This window comes from Streptomyces sp. NRRL S-378 (genome assembly GCF_000720645.1).
Classification (GTDB): domain Bacteria; phylum Actinomycetota; class Actinomycetes; order Streptomycetales; family Streptomycetaceae; genus Streptomyces.
The window spans coordinates 25,219-49,655 of sequence record NZ_JOBX01000056.1 but is presented as its reverse complement, the minus strand read 5'-3'; the positions used below and the strand labels follow the sequence as shown (position 1 = coordinate 49,655).

Annotated in this window: 24 protein-coding genes; 11 read left to right on the top strand and 13 right to left on the bottom strand. The window is 71.4% G+C overall.

Annotation, left to right across the window (positions count from 1 at the left end):
- Window positions 1-413: 413 nt before the first annotated feature.
- Window positions 414-1,223 (bottom strand): pentapeptide repeat-containing protein, encoded by an 810-nt coding sequence (locus tag IH80_RS0130135; protein WP_030964707.1) that lies wholly within the window; start codon window positions 1,221-1,223, stop codon window positions 414-416.
- Window positions 1,224-1,227: 4 nt separating this feature from the next.
- Window positions 1,228-1,872: a GNAT family N-acetyltransferase gene (locus tag IH80_RS41095; protein WP_030964705.1), complete on the bottom strand. Its 645-nt coding sequence runs from the start codon at window positions 1,870-1,872 to the stop codon at window positions 1,228-1,230.
- A 63-nt stretch (window positions 1,873-1,935) separates the two neighbouring features.
- Between IH80_RS41095 and IH80_RS0130125 the strand changes: the two genes are divergently transcribed.
- From IH80_RS0130125 to IH80_RS0130105, 5 genes are all read left to right on the top strand, one after another.
- Window positions 1,936-2,544 carry a LysE family translocator gene (locus tag IH80_RS0130125; protein ID WP_030964704.1) on the top strand — a complete coding sequence of 203 codons (609 nt, stop codon included), beginning with the start codon at window positions 1,936-1,938 and terminating at the stop codon, window positions 2,542-2,544.
- 62 nt (window positions 2,545-2,606) lie between these two features.
- Window positions 2,607-3,410, top strand: a complete 804-nt coding sequence (locus tag IH80_RS0130120) for a thioesterase family protein (RefSeq protein ID WP_030964702.1) — start codon at window positions 2,607-2,609, stop codon at window positions 3,408-3,410.
- 146 nt (window positions 3,411-3,556) lie between these two features.
- Complete coding sequence (locus tag IH80_RS0130115) at window positions 3,557-5,251, top strand: protein kinase domain-containing protein (protein ID WP_030964701.1); 1,695 nt, start codon at window positions 3,557-3,559, stop codon at window positions 5,249-5,251.
- Window positions 5,252-5,324: 73 nt separating this feature from the next.
- Window positions 5,325-6,326, top strand: coding sequence for an NlpC/P60 family protein (locus IH80_RS0130110; RefSeq protein WP_037881508.1), 1,002 nt, complete (start codon window positions 5,325-5,327; stop codon window positions 6,324-6,326).
- Between the two features lie 204 nt (window positions 6,327-6,530).
- On the top strand, window positions 6,531-7,259 hold the full coding sequence (locus tag IH80_RS0130105) for a phosphatase PAP2 family protein (RefSeq protein ID WP_030964698.1): 729 nt from the start codon (window positions 6,531-6,533) through the stop codon (window positions 7,257-7,259).
- A gap of 238 nt (window positions 7,260-7,497) precedes the next feature.
- Here the strand turns inward: IH80_RS0130105 and IH80_RS0130100 are convergent, their stop codons facing one another.
- Both IH80_RS0130100 and IH80_RS0130095 read right to left on the bottom strand, forming a co-directional pair.
- Complete coding sequence (locus tag IH80_RS0130100; RefSeq protein WP_030964697.1) at window positions 7,498-7,716, bottom strand: hypothetical protein; 219 nt, start codon at window positions 7,714-7,716, stop codon at window positions 7,498-7,500.
- A 102-nt stretch (window positions 7,717-7,818) separates the two neighbouring features.
- Entirely contained in the window at window positions 7,819-8,055 is a 237-nt protein-coding gene (locus tag IH80_RS0130095; protein ID WP_037881506.1) for a hypothetical protein, read from the bottom strand.
- Window positions 8,056-8,186: 131 nt separating this feature from the next.
- Here IH80_RS0130095 and IH80_RS0130090 point away from each other — a divergent pair, with 131 nt between their 5' ends.
- Both IH80_RS0130090 and IH80_RS39835 read left to right on the top strand, forming a co-directional pair.
- Entirely contained in the window at window positions 8,187-9,020 is an 834-nt protein-coding gene (locus tag IH80_RS0130090; protein ID WP_030964695.1) for a hypothetical protein, read from the top strand.
- Window positions 9,021-9,155: 135 nt separating this feature from the next.
- Window positions 9,156-9,341 (top strand): hypothetical protein, encoded by a 186-nt coding sequence (locus IH80_RS39835; protein WP_037864540.1) that lies wholly within the window; start codon window positions 9,156-9,158, stop codon window positions 9,339-9,341.
- Between the two features lie 78 nt (window positions 9,342-9,419).
- On the opposite strand, the gene IH80_RS0130080 is transcribed toward IH80_RS39835, so the two are convergent.
- On the bottom strand, window positions 9,420-9,800 hold the full coding sequence (locus IH80_RS0130080; RefSeq protein ID WP_030964694.1) for a metal-sensitive transcriptional regulator: 381 nt from the start codon (window positions 9,798-9,800) through the stop codon (window positions 9,420-9,422).
- A gap of 196 nt (window positions 9,801-9,996) precedes the next feature.
- On the opposite strand from IH80_RS0130080, the gene IH80_RS0130075 reads away from it, so the two are divergent.
- Both IH80_RS0130075 and IH80_RS0130070 read left to right on the top strand, forming a co-directional pair.
- Complete coding sequence (locus IH80_RS0130075; RefSeq protein WP_028797706.1) at window positions 9,997-10,617, top strand: DUF47 domain-containing protein; 621 nt, start codon at window positions 9,997-9,999, stop codon at window positions 10,615-10,617.
- A 5-nt stretch (window positions 10,618-10,622) separates the two neighbouring features.
- Window positions 10,623-11,621: an inorganic phosphate transporter gene (locus IH80_RS0130070; protein ID WP_030964692.1), complete on the top strand. Its 999-nt coding sequence runs from the start codon at window positions 10,623-10,625 to the stop codon at window positions 11,619-11,621.
- Window positions 11,622-11,877: 256 nt separating this feature from the next.
- On the opposite strand, the gene pstB is transcribed toward IH80_RS0130070, so the two are convergent.
- From pstB to mshD, 7 genes are all read right to left on the bottom strand, one after another.
- The gene (gene pstB / locus IH80_RS0130065; protein WP_030964690.1) at window positions 11,878-12,654 is read right to left on the bottom strand and encodes a phosphate ABC transporter ATP-binding protein PstB; all 777 of its coding nucleotides are present in this window, start codon (window positions 12,652-12,654) and stop codon (window positions 11,878-11,880) included.
- Window positions 12,655-12,682: 28 nt separating this feature from the next.
- Window positions 12,683-13,765 carry a phosphate ABC transporter permease PstA gene (pstA, locus tag IH80_RS0130060; RefSeq protein WP_030964689.1) on the bottom strand — a complete coding sequence of 361 codons (1,083 nt, stop codon included), beginning with the start codon at window positions 13,763-13,765 and terminating at the stop codon, window positions 12,683-12,685.
- Window positions 13,765-14,754, bottom strand: a complete 990-nt coding sequence (gene pstC, locus IH80_RS0130055) for a phosphate ABC transporter permease subunit PstC (protein WP_030964688.1) — start codon at window positions 14,752-14,754, stop codon at window positions 13,765-13,767. Before pstC ends, pstA begins: the two co-directional genes overlap by 1 nt.
- A 141-nt stretch (window positions 14,755-14,895) precedes the next feature.
- Complete coding sequence (gene pstS / locus IH80_RS0130050; RefSeq protein WP_030964686.1) at window positions 14,896-16,029, bottom strand: phosphate ABC transporter substrate-binding protein PstS; 1,134 nt, start codon at window positions 16,027-16,029, stop codon at window positions 14,896-14,898.
- Between the two features lie 250 nt (window positions 16,030-16,279).
- Window positions 16,280-17,248, bottom strand: a complete 969-nt coding sequence (locus tag IH80_RS0130045; RefSeq protein WP_030964685.1) for a CHAD domain-containing protein — start codon at window positions 17,246-17,248, stop codon at window positions 16,280-16,282.
- The gene (locus IH80_RS0130040; RefSeq protein ID WP_037881503.1) at window positions 17,229-19,544 is read right to left on the bottom strand and encodes an RNA degradosome polyphosphate kinase; all 2,316 of its coding nucleotides are present in this window, start codon (window positions 19,542-19,544) and stop codon (window positions 17,229-17,231) included. The genes IH80_RS0130045 and IH80_RS0130040 overlap by 20 nt, the downstream gene beginning before the upstream one ends.
- A 311-nt stretch (window positions 19,545-19,855) precedes the next feature.
- Entirely contained in the window at window positions 19,856-20,782 is a 927-nt protein-coding gene (gene mshD, locus IH80_RS0130035) for a mycothiol synthase (RefSeq protein ID WP_030964681.1), read from the bottom strand.
- Window positions 20,783-20,952: 170 nt separating this feature from the next.
- On the opposite strand from mshD, the gene IH80_RS0130030 reads away from it, so the two are divergent.
- Entirely contained in the window at window positions 20,953-22,770 is a 1,818-nt protein-coding gene (locus tag IH80_RS0130030) for a bifunctional metallophosphatase/5'-nucleotidase (protein ID WP_030964680.1), read from the top strand.
- A gap of 95 nt (window positions 22,771-22,865) precedes the next feature.
- On the opposite strand, the gene IH80_RS0130025 is transcribed toward IH80_RS0130030, so the two are convergent.
- Window positions 22,866-23,654: an alpha/beta fold hydrolase gene (locus IH80_RS0130025; protein WP_030964679.1), complete on the bottom strand. Its 789-nt coding sequence runs from the start codon at window positions 23,652-23,654 to the stop codon at window positions 22,866-22,868.
- A 127-nt stretch (window positions 23,655-23,781) separates the two neighbouring features.
- On the opposite strand from IH80_RS0130025, the gene IH80_RS0130020 reads away from it, so the two are divergent.
- Window positions 23,782-24,351: a TetR/AcrR family transcriptional regulator gene (locus IH80_RS0130020; RefSeq protein WP_030964678.1), complete on the top strand. Its 570-nt coding sequence runs from the start codon at window positions 23,782-23,784 to the stop codon at window positions 24,349-24,351.
- Window positions 24,352-24,437 lie beyond the last annotated feature (86 nt).

Genomic DNA, 24,437 nt, shown 5'->3' with positions numbered 1-24,437 from the left:
CCGGTGCCGGTGCGTTGTCGGGTGCGGCGCCGTCGCGGGGTGCCGCCCCGGGCCCCCGCGCCTCAAGCGTCGGCCGGGCTGCGGTGCGGGGCTCGACCCCTGGACCCCGCGCCTCAAGCGCCCACGGGGCTGGAAGGGCGGGGCTCCGCCCGAACCCGCGCCTCAAGCGCGGCGGGCTGGAGCACGGGGGCTCGGCCCCGGGCCCCCGCGCCTCAAGCGTCGGCGGGGATGGAAGGGCGGGGCTCGGCCCGGGGCCCCGTGCCTCATGCGTCGGCGGGGCTGGAAGGGAGGGGCTCCGCCCCGAACCCGCGCCTCACACGTCGGCGGGGCTTAGGGCGCGGGCGCCGGGGCCGGGCCCCGCGCCGTAGTGGTCGGCGGGGCTGGGATGGTGCGGCGGGGCTGGACGGGGTGGGTCAGGACCAGTGGGCGGGGTGGGTCAGGGGGCTGGGGAGCTGGGTGTGCTGGTCGCCTTGGGCGGCGTTCAGCTGGGGCTGGGTGAGGAAGACCGCTCCTCGGAGGTCCGCCCCGCGCAGGTTCGCGTCGCGCAGGTCCGCGCCGATCAGGTCGGCCGTGCGGAGGTCGGCGCGCGAGAGGTCGGCGGCGATCAGGTAGGCGCCGCGGAGGTTGGCCCCGCGCAGGTTCGTCCCGGAGAGGCGGGCGCCCATGAGGTCCGCGCCCCGGTGGTTCTTCTTGCGGCCCGGGACCTTGGCGCGGACCAGCTCGCTGGTCTCCAGCAGCAGCGTGTTGATCCGCCCGCGCAGGGCCGCGACGTCCAGAGCGGCGAGGGCGCCGGCGTCGGCGCGCGTCCACTCCTGCGTCTCGGAGAGCAGGCGGCGCAGGCCGGGGTGGACCGGGGCCGCGTCGGGGAGGCCCAGTGCCTGGTCGATGTAGAAGAGCAGCTCGTGCAGCTGTCGCATCACCGGGAAGACGTCGAACATCTCCCCGCGGGTCTCGGGGTGCGTGCGCCAGTCGCGGCCGCCGAAGGTGACCTGGGAGACCTGCTGCCCCGCGCCGAAGCAGTCGAAGACGGTGCAGCCCCGGAAGCCCTCGTCGCGCAGCCGGGTGTGGATGCCGCAGCGGAAGTCTTGACGGAGGTTCTTGCAGGGGGTTCCGGCGGGCTTGTTCACGGCGAAGTCGTTGGACTTGGCGAACGGCAGGGCGACGCAGCAGAGCGCGAAGCAGTTCGCGCAGTCGGCTCGGAGGAGGGGCAGGCTCTCGGACACGCCTTCATTGTCGCCGGTCGGAGGCGGTCAGGCGCATCCGGTGGACGCTCCAGGGCACGCCGTCGACGACCTCGACCGCTTCGAGGGTCGCCGTCGTGCGGAAGCCGAGCTTCTCGTAGATGCGCAGCGCCGCAGTGTTGTGGGTCCAGACGCCCAGGCGGATCTCGGGCAGGGCCAGCTCGTCGAAGCCGACGGAGACGGCGAGCGAGACGAGCAGCTCGCCCAGTCCCCGGCCGCGGGCTCCGGGGGCGATCAGGACGCGGCCGAGGCGGCCGTCGGCGAGGGAGACGTGCCCCAGCGGGGTGCCGAGCGAGGGGCCGAGCGACGGGCCGAGCGACGGGCCGAGCGACGGGCCGAGCGACGGGCCGAGCGACGGGCCGTCAGTCGTGCCGTCAGTCGTGCCGGCCGGGGTGCCGAGCGTGGCGCCGGTGCGGGTGGCGTCGGTGGTGGCGTCAGGGGACACGGCGGTCCATGCGCGGCGGCCGGGTTCGGCGGCGTAGGCGGCGAGCTGGGCGTCGTCCAGGGGCCAGGTGAAGTTAGGTCCCGCCCAGGTCATCAGGGCGGTGGGGTCCGGGATCCAGCTGCGCAGCACGGGGGCGTCGGTGGATGGGCGGAAGGAGCGCAGGGCGAGCGGCTGCGGGATGGTCATGCGGCAAGTCTGCTCCGCGGGAAGGGGGTTGATCGAGAGGGAGGGGGCGGCGAGCATCGCCGTATGACAGAAGTGATCGCAGTCGCCGTCATCACCCTGCTCGCCGTGATCAGCCCGGGCGCCGATTTCGCCATGGTGGTCCGCAACAGCTACCTCTACGGGCGGCCCACCGGGCTGTTCGCCGCCGCCGGGGTCGCGGCCGGTGTGCTGGTGCACGTCTCGTACACGATGCTGGGGGTCGGCCTGCTGATCGCCTCCTCCACCGCGCTGTTCACCGTGATCAAGCTGGCGGGGGCGGCGTACCTGGTGTGGATCGGGATACGGACCTTCCGCGCGCGGGCCGAGGTGACCGTGGACCTGGAGTCGAAGCCGCAGCTGACGCGACTGGGGGCGATGCGGTCGGGGTTCCTGACCAACGTGCTCAACCCGAAGACGACGCTGTTCGTGGTGTCGACCTTCACGCAGGTGGTCGATCCGGGTACGCCGCTGTGGCAGCAGGCCGGCTACGGGCTGTTCATGTCGGCGGCGCACCTGGGCTGGTTCGGGGCGGTGGCGGTGTTCTTCTCCGTCTCCGGTCTGCGCGAACGGATGCTGAGGGCGCAGAAGACGCTGAACCGGGCCATCGGGTCGGTGCTGGTGGGGCTGGGGGTGGGGCTGGGGTTCGCCCGCTGAGCCTGAGCCTGAGCCTGTGCCGGGGCTGGTGGCCGTGGTTACCAGTCGGTAGCGTGGCCTGTATGGGCGCTGCCGAGGGGTTCTTCGAACGACGTGATGCCGGGCGGTTCACCGCCACCGAGTACACGCGCGGCCCGTGGGACGCGGGCTCGCAGCACGCCGGTCCGCCGGCGGCGTTGCTCGGGCGGGCCGTCGAGGAGCGGCCGGGTGCGCGCGCGGACATGCGGATCGCCCGGATCACCTACGAGATCCTGCGCCCGGTGCCGATCGGCGAGCTGGAGGTCACCACCACCGTGCTGCGCTCCGGCCGCAGCACCGAGGTGGTCGAGGCCGCGATCGCCCCGATCGCCCCGGTGGGGGCCGCGCCCGTGATGCTGGCGCGCGCCCTGCGGATCCGGGTCGCCGAGGAGTCCGTACCGGCCGTGGTGAGCGGGCCGCAGCTGCCGACGCCCGGGGAGGTGGAGGTGACGCCGTTCTTCCCGGTGCCGTGGGAGACCGGCTACCACTCGGCCATGGAGACCCGGTTCACCGAGGGCGCCTTCGTCGAACCGGGCCCCGGCACCTGCTGGATGCGGATGAAGGTGCCGCTGATCGCCGGGGAGGAGACCCGGCCGCTGGACCGGGTGCTGATCGCGGCCGATTCGGGCAACGGGATCAGCGCGGTGATGGACATCGGGGCCTACGTCTTCATCAACAGCGACCTGACCGTCCACCTGCACCGCCATCCGGTGGGCGAGTGGGCGTGCGTGCAGGCCCGTACGAGCGTGGACGCGGCCGGCATCGGTCTGGCGGACGCGCAGCTGCACGACGAGAAGGGCCCGATCGGGCGGAGCGCGCAGAGCCTGTTCGTGGCGCCGCGTTCCTAGCCGTGGCCCTGGGCTCGGGGTCCTGGGCCCTGGGTCCTGAGCCCTGGGTCCTGAGCCCGGGGTCCTGGGCCCGGTGTCCGTCCGGGTTCACGGGTCGCCTCAACCCGCCTCCGTGGCGCGGGAGTCGGTGTGGCAGGCTCGTGCGGATGGAGGCCCTGAGAGACGTCGACCCCGCCCAGATCGGGGCGCATGCGCTGCTGGCCCGGCTCGGTGCCGGGGGGATGGGACAGGTGTACCTCGGGCGGTCGCCCGGTGGGCGCCTGGTCGCGGTGAAGGTGATCCGGGACGAGATCACCGGGCATCCGGAGGCGCTGGCCCGGTTCCGGCGCGAGGCCGAGACGGTGCGTGCGGTGCGGTCGGCGTACACGGCGAACCTGATCGACGCGTCGCTGGCGGCGGCGCCGTACTGGCTGGCGACGGAGTACGTGGCGGGGCCGACGCTCGGTCATGCCGTGGCCGAGCGCGGGGGCCTGCCGGCGGACACCTGCCTGCGGTTGTTCGCGGCCCTGGCCGAGGGGCTGGCGAGCGTGCACGGGTACGGGGTGACGCACCGGGACCTGAAGCCGCAGAACGTCATCCTGGGCGCGCAGGGGCCGCAGCTCATCGACTTCGGTATCGCGCGGGGCGTGGGCGAGACGGCCCTCACGCAGGACGGGCACGCTCCGGGGACGCCGGGGTACACGGCGCCGGAGGTGTTGCGGGGCGCGGAGGCCGGGGCCGCGGCGGACGTCTTCGCCCTGGGCGCGACGATGGCGTACGCGGCGACCGGGCGTCCGCCGTACGGTACGGGCGACGCGGCGACGGTGAGCTACCGGGCGGTGCACGAGCCGGTCGACCTGGCCGGGGTGGCACCGGGTCTGGCGGCGCTGATCGGGGCGTGCGTGGCGAAGGACCCGGCGGAGCGCCCGGACCCGGCGGAGATCGTCCGCCGCTGCGGGGTGCGGGACGCGCTGGTGGACGACCCGGTGTACGCGGGGCTGGGGACGCTGGGCGAGCCCGTGCCGGTGCACGAGATGCGGACGCAGGGACCTGGGGTGGTGCGCGGCTACACCCCCACCCAGGGCGCGGTCACGGCCGCGTCGCCGCAGCGGGGGCGCACGGGCGTCTGGGTTGCCGCCGGAGTCGTGTTGGCCGTTATGGCCGGCGTGGCGGTGTGGAAGCTGCCGCTGGGGGGCCAGGGCGGCGCGGACGACCGGGCCGGCGGACGCACGCCCGCTGGACAGACGCCCGCCGGACAGGCGCCTGCTGGGCAGACACCCGCCGCCGGGCAGACGCCGCCGGCTGCCGGGCAGAGCCCCGGGGGATCCGCGGCGCAGTCCCCGGCCGGCCCGCCCACGTACATCAGGCAGACCGAGCCCAATCTGGACGACTACAACCCCATCCACCGCACCTGCACCAGGGACGCGGAAGAGCGCGGCATCCTGGACTTCCAGACCGCGCTGCCCCGGACCATGGACGACCCGGAGCTGGCGTCGGGCAGAGTGAAGATCGGGTACCGGGTCAAGAACGCCCTCCCCGATGTACCGCCGTACTACGTGGCCGTCGTCGTGAAGCCGCAGCACGAGGTCGACGAGAACGGCCGGTCCACCGCCGTGACCGACAACCGGCAGCTCGGATTCGTTGCCAAGGCCCGGGACCTGTACGAAGGTGACGAGGTGGACTGGAAGTACGCCACGTACCCGGACGACTTCTCGATGCAGCTGAACGGCAAGACCGTCAAAGCGCCTCCACTGTCGCAGGATCCCGGGGGGTGGACGGTGGTGTTCCGGCATGCCGTATCGGATACGGAACACAGGAGCATTGCCTGTGATGGGTTCGACAGCGGACCGCAAAAGGGATGAATCCGACACGTAGTGGTGAATCCCAGTGAAAGAACGCTCGATGGGGGAGGGTTGACGAGTGCGCAGATTTTGGGTGATCGGCGGGATCAGCTTCGGGGCGTGCCTGTGCTTCGTCGCTCTCCTCGTGGTCGGCACGTACTCCGCCGCTGCGGGCATCGCGACTGCCGGCGGTCGCCCCGTCGGTCTCGCCAAGGGGGCGGTCCCCAGCAAGTACCAGGCACTGGTGCAGAAGTGGGGCGTGCTCTGCCCGACCCTGAGCCCGGCGATCCTCGCCGCCCAGCTGTATTCCGAGAGCGGCTGGGACCCGCACATCGTCAGTCCCGCCGATGCGCGCGGTATCGCTCAGTTCATCCCCGGTACCTGGGCCACCCATGGGATCGACGGTGACGGTGACGGCGACCGTGACATCTGGGACCCGAACGACGCCATTCCTTCGGCCGCTTCCTACGACTGCTCTCTCGCCCGGTACGTGAGCAAGGTTCCCGGAGACCCCGTCACGAACATGCTGGCCGCCTACAACGCCGGGCCCGGTGCGGTGATGCGGCACCAGGGCGTGCCGCCGTACAAGGAGACCCAGGGGTACGTGAAGGCGATCACGACGCTGGCGAAGAGCTTCGAGCGGCCCGTGGGGCGGGTGGCGCCCTCGCAACAGGCGGCCGGGGCCATCTACTTCGCGCAGAAGCAGCTGGGCACGCCGTACCTGTGGGGCGGCAACGGTACGCCCGACCAGGGCGGGCGGTTCGACTGCTCGGGGCTGACCAAGGCCGCGTACGAGACGGTCGGGATCGAACTGCCGCGCGTGGCCAACGACCAGTACAACGCCGGTCCGCACCCCTCCCGCGAGGAACTCCTGCCCGGAGACCTGGTGTTCTTCTCCGATGATCTGACGAACTCTCGCGAGATCCGGCACGTCGGGCTCTACGTGGGCGGCGGATACATGATCAACGCCCCGTACACGGGAGCGGTCATCCGCTTCGACAAGATCGACACTCCCGACTACTTCGGGGCGACCCGTGTCACGAAGGACGGGGCGGCGTCCCTCCCGGTGCGGGCGGCGGCCGGGCGGCCGTCCTAGCAACTCTCCGTGATGCAAAGGCCCTGAGCTGCGACGACCAGTCACTCTTCGATAACGTTGCCGTGATCATTCGGTGGAGAGTGGAACCCGGCTGTCAGAACGGGCGTTCCATGAACGCGGGGGTTGATCAAGTGGGTGTCGAAGGGGCGCACACCCGGATGCGTCCGCAGGGGAACCACGGCAAGAGCAAGGGGCCGCATCACCATGGCTGGACTCACAACAGGTGGGCCGAACGTGGATGTCAGCCTGCTGTACGAGGTCAACGGAGCGGCCCGGCGGGCCCCCTCGTGGCTGGACACGGCCGTGAGCCTGGCCGGTGAGTACGGGATCCTGCTGGCCCTGGTGCTGCTCGTGCTGTGGTGCTGGCGCGGCGCCCGGCGCCAGGACGGGACCGCCGCCGTCGAATCCTGCACCGCGCTCGTGTGGGCCCCGCTCGCTGCGGGCCTGGCGCTGCTCGTGAACGTACCGTTGCGTGAATTCGTCGGCCGCCAGCGGCCGTTCCGCCAGCACGAGGGGCTGCAGGTGCTCGACCCCGGCTGGGGCGTGGGGCTCGCGAACACCGAGTACTCCTTCGTCAGCGGCCACACCACCGTCGCGATGGCCCTGGGAGTGGGCCTGTTCGTCGCGAACCGGAAGGTGGGGATCCTGGGGATCGGGCTGGCCCTGGCGGAGGGTCTCTGCCGCGTTTACATGGGCCTCCACTACCCGACCGACGTGATCGGTGGGCTCGCGCTCGGCACCGCCGTGGCCCTCGTGCTCGCGCCGCTCGCGCTGGCCGTGCTGAACCCGCTGGTCCGGACGGTCGCAGACTCCCCGCGCTTCGGGGCGCTCGTACGGGCCGGGGACCGTTCCCGGCCCCAGCCGGTCGACCTCGCGCAGCCCCAGAACCCGCCCGCGGGCCGGCGTACGCAGGACAACGACCTCGCCGCCTGACGGCCCGGATTCCTGACGGCCCGGCATCCTGACGGCCCGGCTTCCCGAGGCCGGACTTTCCGGCGGCCGGAGCACTTGGCGGCCGGACAGCTGACGGCCGGACTGCTGCCGGCGGTACCCCGCCTGCTGGGTCAGCCCGTTCCGTACGAGTCCCATACGGCGAGCAGCGCGGCCGTCAGGAGGCACAGTGCGGCCACCCCGAAGCACAGCCGGACCGCCCGCGGGCGGGGCCGGGGCGTCACTGGTCACCCGCGTCGGTGCCGCCCTCGCGGCGGTAGCGCGAGCGCAGCCACAGTCCGGTGGTCAGGGCGGCGGCGGAGGTGAGCCCGATGGCCAGGGCCACGTCGGCCGGGCTGTCCGCCGAGCCCACGGGTCTGGCCCAGGCCGCGGCGGCCGGGGCGAACGCGATGAACAGGGCCCAGAGGAGGGCCGCGAGGCGGGCTGCGGAACCTGGCATGAGTCAAGGGCATCCGCTGCGACGCCCCCCGGCCAGCCGGGCCGTCCGAACGGGCGAGAGCACCGTCCGGGGCCCGTCTCGGCCAGACCGACGCGACCCCTACTAGGGCGTCTCCGGGCCGTCGTGGCCGGCGGCGTCCTTGCGGGCCAGGTCGCGGGAGCGGCGGGCCGGCCCCTTCCAGCCGCAGGAGCAGACGGCCAGGCAGAACGATCCGCGGTCGGCGGTGGAGGTGATGTGGGCGGTCGGCGGCTGTGGCTGCGGCTGTGGCTGCGACTGCGGCCGCGGCAGCGGTACGGCGTCGAGCGGAGGGACCGGGGTCGCGTCGATGTGCGGTTCCACTTCTCCACCGTACCCGGGGCCGGCGGCGGGCGGGGAGGGAGTGGCCCGTGACGGGAAACCCTGGGCCTCGTTATCCGGAGCGGGTGGGGACCTCGGGCAAGCAGCGGTCATGCGTTGGGGGTTGGCAGGCGATGGTGGTACACCGGCACAGGCTGCTGCGCGAACGCGCGGCTGAGGTGGTGCTCGCCGCCGGAGTCACCCTGGCGGTCACGGCGACGGGCGGGTGCGCCGGCGGCGGCGGAAGCGACGACCGGTCCCCGGCGGAAGCGGCCTCGGTGGTCCGTGGGGCTGCGGACGCCCTGGCGCGCACGGGCAGCGCCCGCGCCCGTACGGCCATGGAGATGGCCACGGGCGGGACCCGGGTCACCATCCGCGGCGAGGGCGGCGTCGACTTCAAGAAGCGGATGGGGCAGCTCCTGGTGCTGCTGCCGGCCGACGTGAAGGGCGAGGACGAGCACCGTCCCATCACCGAGCTCCTCGTGCCGGGCGCGCTCTACATGAAGAACCGCGGCGCGGGCGTACCCGCCGACAAGTGGGTGCGCGTCGACACGACGACCCTCGCCGACGGGAACCTGGTCACCGGCGGGGCCACCGACCCGCTGATCGCGGCCGAGCTGCTGCGGGCCGCACAGGAGGTGACGTACGTCGGGGAGACCGAGGTGGCGGGCACCAAGGTGCGGCACTACCGGGGGACCACCGACATCGGGCGGGCCGCCGTGAGCGCGTCGGCGGAGATGCGCGGGGCACTGGCGGCCGCGGCGAAAGGGTTCAGCAAGGACACGGTCCCCTTCGACGCCTACCTGGACGAGGAGGGGCGGCTGCGGAAGGTCAGGCACCGCTTCACGTACGTCAACAATGGCGTGATCGATGTGTCATCGACCACGCTGCTGTACGGATTCGGGACGCCGGTGACCGTCGTATTGCCCGCGAGCGGGGACATTTACGCCGGAAAGATCGCCGACTAGCGGGGCGGGCGGTCCGGGAGCGGCGCGATCGGGCCATGGCCGGGTATCCGGAAATGGTCCATCCGTGTCATGCGGCGGGAGGGGCGTCCTCCCTACGCTGAGAACCCGGCGCCGGCAAGTGGTGCGGCATGACCGATGACGGCCGGTGGCCGGTGGCAGATTGAGGTGACACGCGTGACTCCCGCAGGCGGTACGACGGTGCAGGACCACGTGGCGCTCGCCGAGATCGAACTGTGCGGTGAGCTGATCATCGCCGCGTCCGCGGCCGCCGAGGACCGGCTGAGCCTGGACCGCATCGACGAGGTCCTGCTGGGCCGCTAGGCCGCGTGCCACGCCCGCCCCCGGCGCGGGGTGCCGCGCCGGGCCCGCGGCGTGCGGGCCGGCGGCGGGGCCGGAGGCTCAAGTGCGCAGGAGCCGCGCGATGGCCTTGGTGGCCTCCTCGACCTTGGCGTCGATCTCCGTCCCGCCCTTGACCGCCGCGTCGGCGACGCAGTGGCGCAGGTGCTCCTCCAGCAGTTGGAGCGCGAAGGACTGGAGCGCCTTCGTGCTCGCCGAGACCTGCGTGAGTATGTCGATGCAGTAGACGTCCTCGTCGACGAGCCGCTGGAGGCCGCGGATCTGCCCCTCGATCCGGCGCAGCCGCTTGAGGTGCTCGTCCTTCTGGTGGTGGTAGCCGTGGACGGTCCCGCCGTCGTGGGAGGTGCCGGGGGCGGCCGCCGTCGCCGCCGTGGCCGCCGTGCCGGATCCGGCACCGGGGCCCTCCGCCTCGATGGTCGTCATACGTCCTCCCGTGGTCCGGAGCGAGGGGAATGCATACCCCTCATGGGTATAGGATACCGGGCTCGTGCCCGAGGGGCGGGGGCCCGTGTTCCTCACTCTGCCTGATGGAGGACACTGGGGAACCGCCGGTTAGCCGTGGCCGGGGGATGCGCCTAGCATCAGCCTGACCGAATCCAATGCACCCCGAGGACCTCACGTGCGATTTCGTCTGACCCCCAGGGAGACGAGCTTCTACGACATGTTCGCCGCATCCGCGGACAACATCGTCACGGGCTCCAAGCTCCTGATGGAACTGCTCGGAGCGGACTCGTCCGCCCGGGCCGAGATCGCGGAACGGATGCGGGCGGCGGAGCACGCGGGGGACGACGCGACACACGCGATCTTCCACCAGCTGAACTCCTCCTTCATCACGCCGTTCGACCGCGAGGACATCTACTCCCTGGCGTCGTCGCTCGACGACATCATGGACTTCATGGAGGAGGCCGTCGACCTCGTCGTCCTCTACAACGTCGAAGAACTGCCCAAGGGCGTCGAGCAGCAGATCGAGGTGCTGGCGCGGGCGGCCGAGCTGACCGCCGAGGCCATGCCGCACCTGCGGACGATGGACAACCTGACCGAGTACTGGATCGAGGTCAACCGCCTCGAGAACCAGGCCGACCAGATCCACCGCAAGCTGCTCGCGCACCTGTTCAACGGCAAGTACGACGCCATCGAGGTGCTGAAGCTGAAGCAGATCGTCGACGTGCTCGAAGAGGCGGCCGACGCGTTCGAGCACGTCGCGAACACGGTGGAGACCATCGCGGTCAAGGAGTCCTGAACCTCGTGGACACCTTCGCTCTGGTCGTGACCATCGGTGTCGCGCTCGGTTTCACGTATACCAACGGTTTTCACGACTCGGCGAACGCGATCGCGACTTCCGTCTCCACGCGGGCACTGACCCCGCGGGCGGCGCTCGCGATGGCGGCCGTGATGAACCTCGCCGGCGCCTTCCTGGGCAGCGGGGTGGCCAAGACGGTCAGCAGCGGCCTGATCGAGACGCCCACGGGCTCCACGGGCATGTGGATCCTGTTCGCGGCGCTGGTCGGCGCGATCGTCTGGAACCTGATCACCTGGTACTTCGGCCTGCCCTCGTCCTCCTCGCACGCCCTCTTCGGCGGCATGGTGGGCGCGGCCCTGGCCGGCGGCACGGAGGTCATCTGGTCCGGTGTGGTCGACAAGGTCGTCATCCCGATGTTCGCCTCGCCGGTCGTCGGCCTCGTCGCCGGTTTCCTGGTGATGGTGGCGATCCTGTGGATGTTCCGCCGCGCCAACCCGCACAAGGCGAAGCACGGCTTCCGTATCGCCCAGACCGTCTCCGCGGCCGCCATGGCCCTCGGCCACGGCCTCCAGGACGCGCAGAAGACGATGGGCATCGTGGTGATGGCCCTGGTCATCGCCGACGTCCAGTCCGCCGACGACCCGATCCCGGTCTGGGTCAAGGTCGTGTGCGCCGTGATGCTGTCGCTGGGTACGTACGCCGGCGGCTGGCGCATCATGCGCACGCTCGGCCGCAAGATCATCGAGCTGGACCCGCCGCAGGGCTTCGCGGCGGAGACCACCGGCGCCTCGATCATGTTCGGCTCGGCGTACCTCTTCCACGCGCCGATCTCCACCACCCACGTGATCACCTCGGCGATCATGGGTGTGGGTGCGACGAAGCGCGTGAACGCGGTGCGCTGGGGCGTCGCCAAGAACATCATCCTGGGCTGGTTCATCACGATGCCGGCCGCGGCCCTGGTCGCCGCAGTCAGCTTCTGGATCGTGAACCTGGCCTTCGGCTAGCGCTGCTGCCGCCCCCTGCTGGGGGTCCGGGGGTCATTCCCCGGGGGATGCGGTATCGCGGTGCCGGCCGCGGCCCTGGTCGCCGCGGTCGGCTTCTGGATCGTGAACCCGGCCTTCGGTCAGCGGTACGCGCCCGCGGCGCGCGGGCACGAAAGCGGGCCGGCTCCCCCCACCCAGGGGGAGCCGGCCCTCTTTTCTTTCTTCCGTCCCGCGGTGGCACCGCCATGCAGCACCGCGGGACGTCTCGCACATCTCTTTAGCCGAAGCGGCCGGAGATGTAGTCCTCGGTCGCCTGCACGGACGGGTTCGAGAAGATCCGGTCCGTGTCGTCGATCTCGATGAGCTTGCCGGGCTGGCCGACCGCCGCGAGGTTGAAGAAGGCGGTGCGGTCGGAGACGCGGGCGGCCTGCTGCATGTTGTGCGTCACGATGACGATCGTGAAGCGCTCCTTGAGCTCGCCGATCAGGTCCTCGATCGCCAGGGTGGAGATCGGGTCCAGGGCCGAGCAGGGCTCGTCCATCAGCAGGACCTGGGGCTCGACCGCGATGGCGCGGGCGATGCACAGACGCTGCTGCTGGCCGCCGGAGAGGCCGGAGCCGGGCTTGTTCAGGCGGTCCTTGACCTCGTTCCAGAGGTTGGCGCCCTGGAGGGACCGCTCGACGATGTCGCCGAGTTCGGACTTCTTGAAGTTGCCGTTCAGCCGCAGGCCCGCCGCCACGTTGTCGAAGATCGACATGGTGGGGAAGGGGTTGGGGCGCTGGAAGACCATGCCGACCGTGCGGCGGACCGCGACGGGGTCCACGCCGGCGCCGTACAGGTTCTCGTCGTCCAGCATCACCTTGCCCTCGACGCGGCCGCCGGGGGTGACCTCGTGCATGCGGTTCAGGGTGCGCAGGAAGGTCGACTTTCCGCAGCCGGAGGGGCCGATGAAGGCCGTCACCGAGCGGGGTTCGACGGTCATCGAGATGTCGTCGATGGCCTTGTGGCTGCCGTAGAAGGCGGACAGTCCGCTGACGTCGATTCGCTTCGCCATGGGGTCACTTCGCTTTCATACAGTCGCGTCAGCGACCGGTCTTCGGGGCCTTCCAGCGGGCGATGCCGCGGGCCACCAGATTGAGGATCATGACGAAGGCGATCAGGACGAGCGCTGCGGCCCATGCCCGGTCGTAGGAGGCGTCACTGCCGACCTTGTACTGCTCCCAAATGTAGAGCGGGAGCGAGGACTGGGCGCCTTCGAAGGGGTTGCCGTTGATCAGCTGGGTGCCGAAGACCAGCAGCATGATCGGGGCGGTCTCGCCGGCGATGCGGGCGACGGCCAGCATCAGGCCGGTGGCGATGCCGCCGATGGCGGTGGGGAGGACGACCTTGAGGATCACGCGCCATTTCGGTACGCCGAGGGCCAGAGCGGCCTCGCGCAGCTCGTTGGGGACGAGCTTGAGCATCTCCTCGGTGGAGCGGACCACGACGGGCATCATCAGGATCGACAGGGCCATCGCGCCGGCGAAGCCGGAGGGGCCGAAGCCGAGTGCCAGGTTCCACGTCGTCAGGATGAACAGGCCCGCGACGATGGACGGGATGCCGGTCATGACGTCGACGAAGAAGGTGACGGCCTTGGCGAGCCTGCCCTTGCCGTACTCGACCAGGTAGACGGCGGTCAGCAGGCCGATCGGGGCCGCGAGCAGGGTGGCCAGGGCGATTTGCTCGATGGTGCCGAGCAGCGCGTGGTAGACGCCGCCGCCCTCCTCGAAGCTGGTCACGCCGTTCATCGAGTGGGTGAGGAAGTCCCCGGTGAGGACCTTCACGCCGCGGCTGACGGTGGTCCAGATCAGCGAGAGCAGCGGGATCACGGCGAGGACGAAGCAGACCCACACGACGGAGGTCGCGATGCGGTCCTTGGCCTGGCGGCGGTTCTCGACCACCGCGCTGGCGGTGTACGTGATCACGACGAACAGGAGGGCCGCGATCAGACCCCACTGGATCTTGCTCTGGAGGCCGAAGGCGAGGCCGATGCCGCTGCCGAGGGCGATCGAGAGGACCGCGATGCCGGCCGGGGCCCAGCGGGGCAGGCCGCCTCGGGTGAGGCCGGCGGGAGCGGCGGACCGGGGGGCCCGGGAGGGGCGCTGGTCCTGGACTGCGTGGCTCATCAGGCGTTCGCCCCCGAGAAGTCCTTGCGGCGAGCGATGATCAGGCGAGCTGCACCGTTGACCAGCAGGGTGAGCAGGAAGAGGACCAGACCGGAGGCGATCAGCGCGTCCCGGCCGAACTCGTTGGCCTCGTCGAACTTCGCGGCGATGTTCTGCGCGAACGTGCCGCCGCCCGGGTCGAGGAGGTGACCGGAGATCAGGAAGCTCGGCGACAGGACGGTGGCGACGGCCATGGTCTCGCCGAGCGCGCGGCCGAGGCCGAGCATCGAGGCGGAGATGACGCCGGAGCGGCCGAAGGGGAGCACGGACATCCGGATGACCTCCCAGCGGGTCGCGCCGAGGGCCAGGGCGGCCTCCTCGTTCATGCGCGGGACCTGGAGGAAGACCTCGCGGCTGACGCTGGTCACGATCGGCAGGATCATGATCGCGAGCAGGATGCCGACGGTGAACAGCGAGCGGGCGACGCCGACCTGGGTCTTGTCGAAGACGTAGGTCCAGCCCATGTACTCGTCGAGCCAGAAGTTCAGGCCCGCCAGCTGCGGGACGAGGAAGAGCGCGCCCCAGATGCCGTAGACGATCGACGGCACGGCGGCCAGCAGGTCGACCACGTAGGCGATGGGCGCGGCCAGCTTGCGCGGCGCGTAGTGCGAGATGAACAGCGCGATGCCGACGGCGATCGGAACGGCGATGGCCATCGCGATGATCGAGCTGACGATGGTGCCGAAGAGGAGGACGGCGATGCCGAAGACGGGCGGGGTGGCCGACGCGTTCCAGTCGAAGGTGGTGAGGAAGTTCCCCTCGTTCTTCGACAGGGCGATCGAGGCGCGGTAGGTGAGGAAGACGGCGATCGACGCCATGATCACCAGGAGCAGGATGCCGGATCCCTTGGAGAGCCCGGCGAAGATCTTGTCACCGGCGCGGCCGGTGGACCTCGTGCTCGCGGAGACGGGCGGAGCCGTGTCTATCTGGACGGGTGTGGTGGAAGCCATGGTCTTTCCGGTCTGTGTGGGGGGCAGGCCCCCTGGCGGCGGTGCACCGGATTCCCCCGGGTGGAGGGGAAGGGGCTCCGGGACCGGCCCGCCCGCGTCCCCGGACGGGGGAGGGGGCGGACCGGGCCTCGGAGCTCGGGACTAGCTCAGCGAGTTGATGACCTCGCGGACCTTGGCGTTGATCTCGGCCGGGATGGGCGCGTAGCCGTTCTCCAGGAGGATCTTCTGGCCCGCGTCGGACGCGGTGTAGTTGAGGAAGGACTTGACGGTCGGCAGGGTCTCCGCCTTGTTGCCCTTGTCGCAGACGACCTCGTAGGTGACCAGGACGATCGGGTACGCGCCCTCGGCCTTGGTGGTGTAGTCGAGCTTGAGCGCCAGGTCCGAGCCGGTGCCGGCGATCTTGGCGGCGGCGATGGCCTTGGAGGCGTTCTCACCGGTGGCCTTGACCGGGGCGGTGGCGCCCGTGTTCAGGTCGACCGTCTTGATGCCCTGGGCGCTGGCGTAGGAGAGCTCGAAGTAGCCGATGGCACCGTCGACCTGCTTGACCTGGGTCGCGACACCGGAGGAGCCGGAGGCGCCGAGGCCGCCCGGGGCCGGCCACTTCTTCGCGGCCTCGTACGGCCAGGCGTCACCGGCGGTGGCCTTGAGGTACTTGCCGAGGTTCTCGGTGGTGCCCGAGTCCTCGGAGCGGTGGAAGTGCTGGATCGGGGTGGAGGGAAGCGTGACGCCGGGGTTCAGCTTCTTGATCGCCTCGTCGTCCCACTTCTTGATCTTGTCGTTGAAGATGTTGGCGATCGTGGCGGCGTCGAGGTTCAGCTTGTCCACACCCGCGATGTTGAAACCGAGGGCGATCGGGCCGCCGACCATCGGCAGGTCGATGCCCTGGCCGCCGGTGCAGATCTTCTTGGACTCCTCGACCTGCTCCGGCTTCAGCGCCGAGTCGGAGCCGGCGAAGCCGACGGTGCCCTGGTTGAAGGCGACGATGCCCTCACCGGAGGAGGAGGACTTGTAGTTCACCTCGACGCCGGAGCAGGCGGCCATGTAGTTCTTCACCCACAGGTCGACCGCGTTCTTCTGCGCGGAGGAGCCGGAGGCGAGCAGCTTGCCCTTGGCGCCGTCGCACTTGATGTCGCCGGCCGGCGCGGCGGCCTTGGTGGCGCCGTCGCCGGTCTTGGTGTTGTCGTCCGAGCCGCACGCCGTGAGGACCAGGGCGCCGGACACGACAAGCGCACCGAGGGCGGAGGCACGAAGCATGTTCTTGCGCTGAAGCTTCACTTTCGGGTGTTCCTTCCAGAAGCCGCCGGCCGCTTTCCGTTCGTACCGGGCGGCGTGCGAAGAGGACTACTGCGTCGGGTGCCCGGGCGGGCCGCTCCCTCTGCGGGCCGACCTCTCCGTGCACGACCGAAATTAGGCAGAACAGGTGAAGCAGCCGACCGGCCCGAGTGAACGGAGGGTGAACCGTGGCGGACGACCCGGTGCGTTCCGGCGCGTCCGCCCACGGTCGCCATCATCCGTTATCCCGCCGTTACCGCGGTGTGCCCGCGGGCTCCCGGAGCCACAGGTGCTGGAAGTCCGCCCGGGCCGCCTCGACCTCGTGGCGCTGGTCGGCGTGCAGGACCCCTAAGGCGTAGGCCGTGGCGGGCGCGATGCGCGGGGTACGGGCCGCGGTGGCGGAGGCGGCGGCGGCCTCGGCGGCGTCGCGGTGGCGGTCCAGGGCCTCACTCGCGGCCGCCGGCCGGCGCACGTCCTCGCCGAGGACCTCCTGCGCGTACCGGTGGACCCGCAGGAGGCGGCGTACCTCGTGCCAGAGGCCGTCGTGGTCCGCGTCGTACGGGCTCGGCGTCGCCTCGCGGGCGCCGGTCGGCGGCAGCGCCGCCACTGCGGCCGACAGGCGGGATTCGGCCACGGCCGCGAGGGGGACGAGGACCTCCCCGACCCGCCCGCGAGCCGCGACGGCGTCGAGCGGGACCTCGGAGGCCAGGAGCGCCACCGCGTCCGCCACCGCGTGGAAGCGGGACGAGCCGAGCGCCTGGAGGGTGGCCGAGTGGGCGCGCGTGCGGGCGAGGGTCAGCTGGCGGTCGAGCAGTGCTCCCGCGCGCGCCGAGCCCACCGTCAGCGCGCCGGCCGAGCCGCGCGGCGCGGGGAGCTGCGGGGACCCCGACAGCCGGTGCAGCGCGGCCGTGAGCCGGGCCAGCCGGGCGGCGTACGCGTGCTCGTCCGCCAGCGTCGAGGACAGCCACACCAGCTCGGTGCGCAGTCCGTCCGCCCAGGACGACTCGGTCACCACCCGGAACGTGGCCAGTGATCCGCTGATGCGGCGCGCGGCCCCCCGCAGGCTGCGCGCCGCGCCGCTGCTCTCCGCGGCGTCGGCCCCGCTCTCCTCGTGCAGACGCAGGCCGCGCAGGAACGCAGTGGCCTGCGAACGCAGGTACGTGCCCAGCACGTCACCTGCGTCCGGCTCCCCGGCCTGCGGGTTACGGTTTTGCTGAGCCACGCCGGCGCCTCCGGGCGTCTATGAGCGTCTCCTGTACGTGCCGCAGCGGCTGTCCGTCCGCGTCCGTGCTGTGCCGTGTCCATTCACCGTCCGGGCCCAGATGCCAGGAGGAGGTGGCGTCGGACATCCCGGTCTCCAGCATCCGGTCCAGTGCCGCGCGGTGGGCCGGGTCGGCGACCCTGACCAGTGCCTCGATACGGCGGTCGAGGTTGCGGTGCATCATGTCGGCGCTGCCGATCCACACCTCGGGCTCGCCTCCGTTGCCGAAGGCGAAGACCCGGGAGTGCTCCAGGAAGCGGCCCAGGACCGAGCGGACCCGGATGTTGTCCGAGAGCCCGGGCACCCCCGGGCGCACCGCGCAGATGCCGCGCACCCAGATGTCGACGGGCACCCCCGCCTGGGAGGCCCGGTAGAGCGAGTCGATCAGGGCCTCGTCGACGATCGAGTTCATCTTCAGGCGCACGTACGCGGGGCGGCCGGCCCTGTGGTGGGCGGCCTCCTTGTCGATGCGGGCGATCAGTCCGTCGCGCAGCGAGCGGGGGGCCACCAGCAGGCGGCGGTAGGTCTCGCGGCGGGAGTAGCCGGACAGCCGGTTGAAGAGGTCGGAGAGGTCCGCGCCGACCTGCGGGTCGGCGGTGAGCAGGCCGAGGTCCTCGTAGAGCCGGGCGGTCTTGGGGTGGTAGTTGCCGGTGCCCACGTGGGAGTAGCGGCGCAGGGTGTCGCCCTCCTGGCGGACGACGAGCGACAGCTTGCAGTGGGTCTTGAGGCCGACGAGCCCGTAGACGACGTGGCAGCCGGACTCCTCCAGCTTGCGCGCCCACTTGATGTTGGCCTGTTCGTCGAAGCGGGCCTTGATCTCGACGAGTACGAGGACCTGCTTGCCGGAGTCGGCCGCGTCGATCAGGGCGTCCACGATCGGGGAGTCGCCGGAGGTGCGGTAGAGCGTCTGCTTGATGGCGAGGACGTCCGGGTCGGCGGCTGCCTGCTCCAGGAAGGCCTGCACCGAGGTGGAGAAGGAGTCGTACGGGTGGTGCAGCAGCACGTCCCGCTCGCGCAGCGCGGCGAAGATGTCGGGCGCGTGCGCGGACTCGACCTCGGCGAGGTCGCGGTGGGTGCCGGCGACGAACTTCGGGTACTTCAGCTCCGGGATGTCCAGCGAGGCGATCCCGAAGAGCGCGGTCAGGTCGAGGGGCCCGGGCAGCGGGTACACCTCGGAGGCGTTGACGTTGAGCTCCTGCACGAGGAGGTCCAGGACGCCGGGGTCGATGGACTCCTCGACCTCCAGGCGCACGGGCGGGCCGAAGCGGCGCCGCATGAGCTCCTTCTCCAGGGCCTGGAGCAGGTTCTCGGCGTCGTCCTCCTCCACTTCCAGGTCCTCGTTGCGGGTCACGCGGAACATGTGGTGCGCGAGCACCTCCATGCCGGGGAACAGCTCCTCCAGGTGCGCGGCGATGACGTCCTCCAGCGGGACGTAGCGCTGCGGGGAGGCCTCCAGGAAGCGGGAGAGGATCGGCGGGACCTTGACCCGGGCGAAGTGGCGGTGGCCGCTGACGGGGTTGCGCACGACGACAGCCAGGTTGAGGGAGAGGCCGGAGATGTACGGGAAGGGGTGCGCGGGGTCCACGGCCAGCGGGGTCAGGACCGGGAAGATCTGGTTCCGGAACAGCGTGAAGAGGCGGGCCTGCTCCTTCTCGGTGAGGTCCGGCCAGCGGATGAGGTGGATGCCCTCCTCGCCCAGCGCCGGGGAGATGTCCTGCTGGAAACAGGCGGCGTGGCGGGCCATGAGCTCGCGCGAGCGCGTCCAGATGAGGTCCAGCACCTCGCGGGGCTGCAGGCCGGAGGCCGATCGGGTGGCGACACCCGTCGCGATGCGCCGTTTGAGGCCGGCCACGCGGACCATGAAGAACTCGTCGAGGTTGCTCGCGAAGATCGCCAGGAAGTTGGCGCGCTCCAGGAGCGGGGTCGTCGGGTCCTCGGCGAGCTCCAGCACCCGCTCGTTGAAGGCGAGCCAGCTGCGCTCCCGGTCGAGGAAGCGGTCCGCGGGGAGTTCCCCGCCGTCCCTCTCGTCGTAGGCGTCCAGGTCGGAGTCGAGGTCGGGGTCGAGGCCGAGGTGCGGGCGGTGCGCGGCGATGGAGCCTATGCGGGCGTGGGCCGCGGCGCCGGTGGCCTGACCGGCGGCCTTGCCGGTGTCCCTGCCGGTGTCCTTGTCCGTGGGCTCGCCGGTGGCGGAGGCGGACGTGTGAGACGGGTGCTGTGCGGGGACCTCGGTGGGGCCGGCGCTGGGCTTGTGACTCATGACTCCATTCTTCCGCGCAAGCGGCAGGACAGGCGCGTCGGAGGTGTCGGCCGTCGGCCGGAGTCGGGGCTGCATTGGGGGAGGGTCGCAAGCGCGTCTGAATGCCCGGTTAATGGCGCATGGCTTCCCGGCTCCGGCTGGCGCACGAGTCCTTCCCGGGGGCGCAGGCATCGTGCCGGCCGGGCGTCGTGTGTCCGGGCGCGGCAACGTAGCCGGGGCGCCGCCCCGGGCCCCGCGCCCCGAACGCCCGCGCGCTGGTCGAGGCGGCGGGGCCGGGTCGGAGCGCCGGGGCCGGGTGGGGCCGGCCCGGGTCAGCTTTCCGTGCGGTACATCAGGTCGACCTCGTGGGTGGTGAAGCCGAGGCCCTCGTACACGGCGAGGGCCGCCGGGTTGTCGGCGTCGACGTAGAGCATGGCCGTCGGCAGGCCCTGGGCCGCCAGGTGCTGGAGGCCGATCGCGGTGAGGGCCTTGCCGAGCCCACCGCCCTGGGCGCCCGGGAGGACGCCGACCACGTAGACCTCGCCGAGCTGTTCCGCCTCGTGGACCTTCGTCCAGTGGAAGCCGACGAGCTCGCCGTCGCGCTCGGCGAGGAAGAAGCCCTTGGCGTCGAACCAGGGCTGCGCGATGCGGTCGTCGAGGTCACGCTGGGTGAGCGAGCCCTGCTCGGGGTGGTGGGCGAAGGCCGCCGCGTTCGCCGCGAGCCAGGCCGCGTCGTCGGTGCCGGGCAGGAAGGTCCGCACCGTCACACCGGGCGGGAGTACCGGATCGGGGAGCGGGGCGCCCTCGGCGAGGGGCCGGCGCAGCTGGCGGAGCTCGCGGAAGAGGGTCAGGCCGAGCACCTGGGCGAGGTGCCGTGCGGCCGACTTGCCGCCGTGGGCCCACACGCGCAGCCGCTTGCCGGAGGCGGCCAGCAGGGCCATTCCCATCGCCCGGCCGTGGCCGCGGCCGCGCAGCGCCGGGTGCACGAGGAGTTCGGCGGCCGGTGCCTCCACCGGGTCGGTGTCCTCCAGTTGCCCGTACGCGGCGAGCCGGCCGCCGTCGGTGAGCAGGAAGTGCCGGATGCCCGCGCGCGGTCCGCCGCGCAGCTGGAGCCTTCCCTGTTCGGACACGGCGGTGGTGCCGTCCGTACGCGCCGCGTCCTCGATCAGGTCGAGGACTGCGTCGGCCTGTTCCCCCGTCAGCTCGTCGAGGGTCTGAATCTGCCGTCCCGGCTCCAGGGCCGCGCTTGCGTCAGTCATGGAACGAGCCTACGACCGTCCCGGCCGCCGAGCGGAGAGCGGGCGCGGGATCGGTCCTTCTTCTGCGTGTAACCAACGCGATACCCGTTACCCCCTGGTAGAGCTACGCGCGTTGACCATAGGCTTCGGCGGACCTCCCGAGCAGTATCGCTGTCCACAAAGGGGACTAAATGTCAGCGACGCCACAACGGCACCGCCGAACCCGCCGGTTGACCTTCACCGCCCTCGCCGTCACGGCCGGGGCCGGCGCGATGGTCGCCGCCGCACTGCCGGCCGGAGCCGCGAGTGGTGGCGGTGCGGCCAAGAGCCGGACCGTCGATGTGCAGATGCTGTCGTTCAACGACTTCCACGGCACCCTGGAGCCCCCGCAGGGCTCCTCCGGCAACGTGACCGAGCGTCAGGCCGACGGCACCACCAAGGCCATACCCGCGGGCGGGGTCGAGTACCTCGCGACCGCCCTGCGCGAGGCCCGCAAGGGTCACGAGTACTCCGTCACCGCAGCGGCCGGCGACATGATCGGCGGCAGCCCGATGCTGTCCGGTCTCTTCCACGACGAGCCGAGCATCGAGGCGCTGAACAAGCTGGGGCTGAACGTCTCCAGCGTCGGCAACCACGAGTTCGACGAGGGCAAGGCCGAGCTGCGCCGCATGGCGTACGGCGGCTGCCACCCGGTCGAGGGCTGCTACGAGTTCGGCAAGGAGTTCACGGGCTCGACCTTCCAGTACCTCGCCGCGAACGTCACCGACGAGAAGACCAAGCGCCCCCTGATGTCGCCCACCTACGTGTGGAAGAAGGGCGACGTGAAGATCGGCTTCATCGGCGTCACCCTGGAGGGCACTCCGGACGTGGTGACCGCCGAGGGCGTCAAGGGCCTCAAGTTCGGCGACGAGATCGAGACGATCAACAAGTACGCCGCCGAGCTGAACAAGCAGGGCGTGAAGTCGATCGTCGCGCTGATCCACGAGGGCGGTCTGCCCGCGAGCGGCGCGTACAACTACGACTGTGACGTCCCGGGCGCCGGCGCCGGCATCTCGGGCGCGATCGTGGACATCGCCAAGAACGTCGACGCCAAGGTCGACGCGCTGGTCACGGGCCACACGCACCAGGCCTACGCCTGCAACATCCCCGACCCGGCGGGCAACCCGCGCGCGGTGACCTCGGCGGCCTCCATCGGCCGCCTGTACACGGACACCACGCTCACCTACGACCGGCAGACCAAGGACATCGTCCGTACGCCGGTCACCTCCCCCAAGCCGGTCAACAAGGTCGTCACCCGGGACCAGCCCAAGGCCCCGGACATGACCGAGCTGATCCAGCGGTGGAACGCCCTGGCGGCCCCGATCGCCAACCGCCCGCAGGGCTTCATCTCGGCCGACATCCCGGGCCGCGGCTCGGCGGAGCACGAGAAGCCGCTCGGTGACCTGATCGCCGACGCCCAGCTGGAGGCGCTCGCCCCGGCGGACAAGGGCGGCGCGCAGCTGGCCCTCATGAACCCGGGCGGTATCCGCTCGGACCTCGCCTACAAGGCCTCGGGGGCCGAGGGCGACGGCGTGGTGACCTACGGCGAGTCCTTCACGGTCCAGCCGTTCACCAACATGATGAACATCGTGGACCTGACCGGCGCGCAGCTGATCACCGCGCTCCAGCAGCAGGTCAGCGGCCCGGTCAACGGCTCGAGCCCGAAGATCCTGCAGGTGTCGAAGGGCTTCACGTACACCCTCGACATGACGAAGGCGGGCGCCGACCGCATCGTCGTGGACTCGGTCCGGCTGAACGGTGAGGCGATCGACCCCGCCAGGACCTACCGGGTCGCGATGAACGAGTTCCTCGCGGGTGGCGGTGACGGCTTCACCGTCCTGAAGGAGCACAAGAACAAGCTGGTGGGCGCGTCCGACCTGGACTGCTTCAACGCCTACCTGACGAAGAACTCCTCGGCGTCCTCGCCGATCGCCCCGCCGGCGGCGAACCGGATCACCGTCATCAAGTAGTACGCGCGTACAGCACGCCCGGAGGGGGCGGCGGGCCGAACGGCCCGCCGCCCCCTCCGGCGTTCGCCCCGCACCCCCGTGGCGGGGCGGCCGCCTCACAGCGCCGCGAGGAATGCCGCGACGGCCTCGTGGACCCCCTGGGGGTCCGTGAAGGGCACGAAGTGGTCGCCGTCCAGGGGGGTGTACGAGGTCCTGGGGCGGCGCGCGACCATCGCGTCGGCGGTGTCGCGGCGCAGGGCCTGGCTGTGGATCCCGTGGAGGAGGACGGCGGGGCAGGTACTGGCGAGCCAGGCGTCCCAGTGGTCGCCCCGGCAGGCCTCGATGGAGTCGAGCATGTCCTGCGGGTGGAACGGCAGCCGCCAGCCGTCGCCGGAGGGGAGCGGGCGCAGGGCCTGCTCGACGAACCGGGCGCCCACCGGCCCGGCGGCCCGGAGGAGTTCCTCGCGGGTGGGGGCGGTGTACCGCATGCCGTGCAGGAAGTCGAAGAGGGGCCCCTCGGTGGTGGGCCGGATCTCGACGGTGGCGTCGACGCCGACGAGTGCGGAGATCCGGTCGGGGTGGGCGGCGGCGAGGTGATAGGCGTTGAGGCCGCCGAGGGAGTAGCCGAGGAGGGCCACGGGGGCTTCGAGGCCGAGGTGGTCGAGGAGGGCGACGGCGTCGGATACGTAGCCCTCGCGGCGGTAGTGCGGGGCCCGGTCGGAGCTGCCGTGGCCGCGCTGGTCGGGGGCGATGACCCGCCAGGCGTCACCGAGGTGCGCGGCGAGTCCGGCGAAGGCGACTCCTTCGGACAGGCCGCCGTGCAGGGCGAGCAGCGGGCGGCCGGCGCCACCGGAGTCCACGTAGGACAGGGTGCGTTCGTCGATCTTCATCTCGTGGCGCTGCATGGCGGTCCTCCCCGTTTCGTCGATCTGCTGATCTGCCGATGACCGAACCCTGTCAGGATTTGGGCAAGCGCGCAATACGCATGTGTAGGGCATCTGCCCAAAACGTTGCGGCGGCTACGATCCGGGCATGGGAAATCGCGAGGACCTGCTGGCCGGAGCCCGGCGCTGCCTGGAGGAGAAGGGCTATCTGCGGACGACCGTGCGCGACATCGCCACGGCCGCGGAGGTGAGCATGGCGGCGATCGGCTACCACTTCGGATCGCGCGAGGCGCTGCTCAACCAGGCGCTGTTCGCCGCGATGGAGGAGTGGGCGGCGGGCTCCGGCCGGCTGGCCGGCGAGGGTGCGACCGCGGGGGAGCGCTACGCCGACACCTGGGACCGCAAGATCCGGGACTTCGCCGAGATGCGCTGGCTCTGGCTGGCCTCCGTCGAGGCCTTCGTTCACGCGCAGTCCTCTCCCGAGCTGCTCGCGATCCTGGCCGAGGGGCAGCGCCGCAACCGCCGGATGGTGGCCGCCGCGCTGCGCGGTGTGCCGGAGGCGGAGGTCGCGGAGGAGGACGTACGCTCCCTCGGCTCGCTGCACATCGCGCTGCTGAGCGGGGTGATGGTGCAGACCCTCATCGATCCGGAGCGGGCGCCGGACGGCCGGGAGCTGCTCCGGGGGCTGCGCGAGATGACCGGGCTGCTCGAGGACTGAGCGCTACCGATGGGTAGCAAAGCTGACGTGTGCACGCCATAATCCGGCCATCACCGGGTCGGCGAAGGGGCGGGCATGCGCATCGG

Bases quoted from the DNA above. Each gene is read 5' to 3' on its own strand.
- IH80_RS41095 (WP_030964705.1), bottom strand. From the start codon at position 1,872: ATGACCATCCCGCAGCCGCTCGCCCTGCGCTCCTTCCGCCCATCCACC.
- IH80_RS0130125 (WP_030964704.1), top strand. From the start codon at position 1,936: ATGACAGAAGTGATCGCAGTCGCCGTCATCACCCTGCTCGCCGTGATC.
- IH80_RS0130120 (WP_030964702.1), top strand. From the start codon at position 2,607: ATGGGCGCTGCCGAGGGGTTCTTCGAACGACGTGATGCCGGGCGGTTC.
- IH80_RS0130115 (WP_030964701.1), top strand. From the start codon at position 3,557: ATGGAGGCCCTGAGAGACGTCGACCCCGCCCAGATCGGGGCGCATGCG.
- IH80_RS0130105 (WP_030964698.1), top strand. From the start codon at position 6,531: ATGGCTGGACTCACAACAGGTGGGCCGAACGTGGATGTCAGCCTGCTG.
- IH80_RS0130100 (WP_030964697.1), bottom strand. From the start codon at position 7,716: ATGCCAGGTTCCGCAGCCCGCCTCGCGGCCCTCCTCTGGGCCCTGTTC.
- IH80_RS0130090 (WP_030964695.1), top strand. From the start codon at position 8,187: ATGGTGGTACACCGGCACAGGCTGCTGCGCGAACGCGCGGCTGAGGTG.
- IH80_RS39835 (WP_037864540.1), top strand. From the start codon at position 9,156: ATGACGGCCGGTGGCCGGTGGCAGATTGAGGTGACACGCGTGACTCCC.
- IH80_RS0130080 (WP_030964694.1), bottom strand. From the start codon at position 9,800: ATGACGACCATCGAGGCGGAGGGCCCCGGTGCCGGATCCGGCACGGCG.
- pstB (WP_030964690.1), bottom strand. From the start codon at position 12,654: ATGGCGAAGCGAATCGACGTCAGCGGACTGTCCGCCTTCTACGGCAGC.
- pstA (WP_030964689.1), bottom strand. From the start codon at position 13,765: ATGAGCCACGCAGTCCAGGACCAGCGCCCCTCCCGGGCCCCCCGGTCC.
- pstC (WP_030964688.1), bottom strand. From the start codon at position 14,754: ATGGCTTCCACCACACCCGTCCAGATAGACACGGCTCCGCCCGTCTCC.
- IH80_RS0130040 (WP_037881503.1), bottom strand. From the start codon at position 19,544: ATGAGTCACAAGCCCAGCGCCGGCCCCACCGAGGTCCCCGCACAGCAC.
- mshD (WP_030964681.1), bottom strand. From the start codon at position 20,782: ATGACTGACGCAAGCGCGGCCCTGGAGCCGGGACGGCAGATTCAGACC.
- IH80_RS0130030 (WP_030964680.1), top strand. From the start codon at position 20,953: ATGTCAGCGACGCCACAACGGCACCGCCGAACCCGCCGGTTGACCTTC.
- IH80_RS0130025 (WP_030964679.1), bottom strand. From the start codon at position 23,654: ATGCAGCGCCACGAGATGAAGATCGACGAACGCACCCTGTCCTACGTG.
- IH80_RS0130020 (WP_030964678.1), top strand. From the start codon at position 23,782: ATGGGAAATCGCGAGGACCTGCTGGCCGGAGCCCGGCGCTGCCTGGAG.